Raw genomic sequence first — 4040 nt, 5'->3', positions numbered from 1 at the left:
CAGCAGGGCCTTTACGAATATGACGCCGTCTCGCGCCTGCGCGACAGCCAGCTTGGTGATATCAGGTTCAACGACATCAGGAACTACATCAAGCGCGGCAAATTGTGGGAGGCGTTCGCGGCCGGTAGGAAGGTCGTGCTTCTGATCGACGAGATCGACAAGGCCGATATCGAATTCCCCAACGATCTCCTGCAGGAACTCGATCGCATGGAGTTCTTCGTCTACGAGACCGGCGAGACGATCCGCGCCGCCGTCAGGCCGATCGTCATCATCACCTCCAACAACGAGAAGGAGCTTCCGGACGCCTTCCTGCGCCGCTGCTTCTTCCACTACATCCGCTTTCCCGACGTCGACACGCTGCATAAAATCGTCGACGTCCACTATCCCGGCATCAAGCAGAACCTGGTTCGGGCAGCGCTCACCCAATTCTACGAGATCCGCGATGTGCCGGGGCTGAAGAAGAAGCCGTCGACCTCCGAGGCGCTCGACTGGATAAGGCTGCTGGTCGCCGACGACATCGCGCCCGAGGATTTGCGCGCCGATCCGAAGAACGCCCTGCCCAAGCTGCATGGCGCTCTCCTGAAGAACGAGCAGGACGTGCACCTGTTCGAGCGGCTGGCCTTCATGGCCAGAAGGCAGGGATGAAGAGCGGTTCGCGCATGATCTCTGGACCGCAACAACACGGCCTCTGACGCCGAGCTGGAAGGCCGGTTGCTACGAGCGGGCCTCGCCCGCAGTCTGAGCGGAACCATGCCCGCTCTGCTCTTGCGGCGCGTCGGTCTTGGCGCCGAAGATGATGAAGCTGATGACGGCAAGAGCGAGAACGCCGATCCCGCAATAGAGCATGACCCAGCCAAAACCGTTGACCAGGGCGGCATGCGCGATGGCGCCGGATGGGTCGAGGGTCGCGAGCCTGGGCGAATATTGCGTCAAGCCATCGAGATTTCCGGTGGCGATCTTTTCCGCTAGTGCACCCAGTTCATTCGGGTCGAAGGCCCCGTCAAACGCGTTCCGCAGATAAGAGACTATCCCCTGCGTCAGCAGCAGGCCCAGCACCGCGATGTTGATGGCGAGCGTGATCAAGCGCGCACTGATATCGATGCCCGAAGCCATGCCGGCGCGATCCGGCGACACCGAGCCGGTCGTGGTGTTGGTGGTCGGTGAATTGGTCAGGCCGATGCCGATGCCGGCGATCAGCGTGCCGGGCAGCATGGTCACCCAATTGGCGCCCTCGAGCCCGGACCCTATCCGCATGGCGATAAAGCCGATCCCTAATGTCAGCAGACCGAGCGGGATCGCAACCCGCGCCTGATAGCGCGCGCGCAGGCGCTCGGCGGTCGAGGACATCAGCATCAAAGGAAGCGTGTAGACCAGCAGCAACAGCCCGGTCGTTGTGCTGTCATAGCCCAGAACACCCGAAAAATAGATCGGCAGATAGATGATGAACGGCCAGTAGCTGAAATTCATGCCAATGCCGCCCATGATCGCTCCCGAAAACTGGCGGATGCGGAAGACGGAGAAATCGAACATCGGATAGGGACTGATCTTCTCGGCAAAAAGGAACGCGATGAAGGACAGGACGGCCGCGACAGTCACGCCGATGCGGGCGCCGGACTCGAGATCGGCGCCTTGCGTGATCAGATAAGAGAAGCCGAACACCGCGAACGAGAGCGTCAGGATGCCGGCCCGATCAAGCCTCTGGGCGTTGTGATCGCGTGATTCAGTGACACCTCTGCCGATGAAGACCAGAGCAAGGATCGCCAGCGGCACATGGATGAGGAACACCCATTGCCAACTGGAGAACGCCACGATCAATCCGCCAATAGCGGGCCCGAAACCAAGCCCGATGCCCGAGACGACGCTCCAGGCAACGAAAGCCTTGCCGCGTTCACCCCCATCCTGAAACTGATGGGACAGCACGGCCACGCTGCAGGTGAACATCGCTCCACCCGCGAGCCCTTGCAAAAAGCGGGCAATGATCAGAATTGGAGCGCTCGGTGCGAGGCCGCACAGCAAAGAGGCAAAGCCGAAGGCCATGGTGGTGATGACCATCACCCGTTTGCGGCCGAAACGGTCGGCCAGCGTCCCCGTCGCCATCAACACCGTGGTGCAGGCAATGGTGTAGGCATTCATGATCCACTGCAAATCCTTGAAATCGGCGGCGAGCACGCTTTCCAGTTTCGGAAGGATCACCGGTACGCTGGAGATTTCGAGACCGAACAGCAGCGAGGCAAGGCAGGCCCCCACAAGCGCAACGGTGTTTCGCTCAATTTGAAACCTCATATCGATCACTTTCTATCGGAGTTGCAGGCAATGCTTTTCAAACTGCCGTCGATGAGATAGACCACCCCTGATCATGAAAAAAGGCTATGCATCTCTATTTCAGAGATGACAAAATGGAATACTCGAGATGACCAGTCTTGATGTCGACGCCGTGCGGACCTTCGTCATGGTGGCCGATCTGCAGAGCTTCACCCGGGCGGCGGCGGCGCTGGGCAGTACCCAGGCGACGATCAGCGTCAAGCTGCGCCGGCTTGAAGAAAAGCTCGGCGCACGTTTGATCGAACGAACCCCGCGCCGCGTGAGCCTGTCAGCGAGAGGAGCGATCTTTCTTCCAGCGGCGCGCGAATTCCTTGCCGCCCACGAACGCGCCATCACGGAGTTTTCCGAGGCGCCGTGCCGGCTTGCCCTCGGCTTTGTCGACCATGTCGCGGGGCCCGAGCTTTCCATCCTGATAGCCCAGCTTCATGCCCACGATCCGTCGCTCGCGCTCAACATAAGGATCGATACCAGCTCCTTGCTGGAGGATGCTTTCGATCGCGGCGAACTCGATGCGGTCATTGTGCACCGGGAGAGCGACGGTCGCCGGGGCGAGGCCTTGTCGCGCACCCATTATGGCTGGTTCGCCGCCCCCGCCTTCGAATGGCGACCCGGGACGCCCTTGCGCCTGGCGCTTTTAAGCACCGTATGCAACTGCCCCGACCGCGTGAGAGCGGTCGAGGCGCTTGATAAAGCAGGCATTGCCTGGAATGAGGCTTTCGTCGGCGGTGGCGGCGCGGCCGTCAACATCGCGGTATCGGCCGGTTTTGCTCTATCCGCCCTCGCTTACCGTGTCGCCCCTCCCGGTTTGATCGAGGTTGGCCGCAAATTCAGCCTGCCACCAATTCCCCCTTCCGAGATTGTTCTGCATGCGCGCGCTTTGGCGCCACGGGCACGAGAGGCGCTGAAGATGCTCGCAACCGCTTTTCGCGAGTCCAATTTGCCGACAGGATAGGCACAGGTGTCCCGATCCGATTCTATCGGATCGGGCTCCAAACTTCGGAGGAATGAAATGACCGAGATCACCGTCCGCCCGCTCGCGCGGTCCGACCACGCCGACTGGCGGCGGCTGTGGACCGATTATCTCACCTTCTATGAGACGAAGCTGCCGGAAGAGGTCTACGCCGTCACCTGGAAGCGGCTGTTCACGGCGGGCGAGTTCGAGCCCAAGGGTTTCATCGCCACGCTCGACGGCAAGGCGGTCGGCCTCACCCACTATCTCTACCATCGCTCCGGCTGGTCGGAGCACAACAACTGCTATCTTCAGGACCTGTTCGCCGACCCGGATGTGCGCGGCAAGGGCATTGGTGCAGCACTGATCAAGGCTGTAAAAGAGGAAGCCGCAAAAATCGGCGTCAAGAACGTCTACTGGATGACGCACGAGACCAACACCACCGCGCGCAAGCTCTACGACCATGTGGCGCGCAGGACCGGCTTCATCGAGTATGATCTGCTGTAACTGGCCATGTTCATCCCCTTCTTCCTTGAACTGAAGGCAGCGCGTGTTCCCGTCTCGCTGCGGGAATATCTGTCGCTACTGGAGGGGCTGGAAGCCGGGCTGGTCGACTATGATGTCGAAGGTTTTTACTACCTCGCCCGTGCGGCGCTGGTGAAGGACGAGCGCCATATCGACCGCTTCGACCAGGTGTTTGCGCATGTCTTCAAGGGCATTGAAGCGCTGGGCGGGCCGGATGCCGTCGATGTCACCAACATCCCCGAGG

4 protein-coding genes and 1 pseudogene are annotated in these 4040 nt (G+C 60.7%); 4 read left to right on the top strand and 1 reads right to left on the bottom strand.

Features of this window, described 5'->3' with window-relative positions; translation table 11 throughout:
* On the top strand, positions 1–645 hold a 645-nt coding region (locus EN935_RS25340), incomplete at its 5' end, for a MoxR family ATPase (protein ID WP_164771327.1).
* Positions 646–714: 69 nt separating this feature from the next.
* On the opposite strand, the gene EN935_RS25335 is transcribed toward EN935_RS25340, so the two are convergent.
* Positions 715–2283, bottom strand: coding sequence for an MFS transporter (locus EN935_RS25335; RefSeq protein ID WP_127373725.1), 1569 nt, complete (start codon positions 2281–2283; stop codon positions 715–717).
* Between the two features lie 127 nt (positions 2284–2410).
* Between EN935_RS25335 and EN935_RS25330 the strand changes: the two genes are divergently transcribed.
* From EN935_RS25330 to EN935_RS25320, 3 genes and pseudogenes are all read left to right on the top strand, one after another.
* Positions 2411–3274 carry a LysR family transcriptional regulator gene (locus tag EN935_RS25330; RefSeq protein WP_109664645.1) on the top strand — a complete coding sequence of 288 codons (864 nt, stop codon included), beginning with the start codon at positions 2411–2413 and terminating at the stop codon, positions 3272–3274.
* Between the two features lie 57 nt (positions 3275–3331).
* A complete protein-coding gene (locus EN935_RS25325; protein WP_109664640.1) occupies positions 3332–3778 on the top strand; it encodes a GNAT family N-acetyltransferase in 447 nt (148 codons plus the stop codon).
* A 6-nt stretch (positions 3779–3784) separates the two neighbouring features.
* Positions 3785–4040: pseudogene (locus EN935_RS25320) on the top strand (VWA domain-containing protein); the annotation flags it as partial.

The organism is Mesorhizobium sp. M7D.F.Ca.US.004.03.1.1 (assembly GCF_003998635.1).
In the GTDB taxonomy this organism is placed as follows: Bacteria; Pseudomonadota; Alphaproteobacteria; order Rhizobiales; family Rhizobiaceae; genus Mesorhizobium; species Mesorhizobium loti.
Note: the sequence above shows the minus strand (reverse complement) of the source record. Positions and strands in the feature narration are given on the sequence as shown.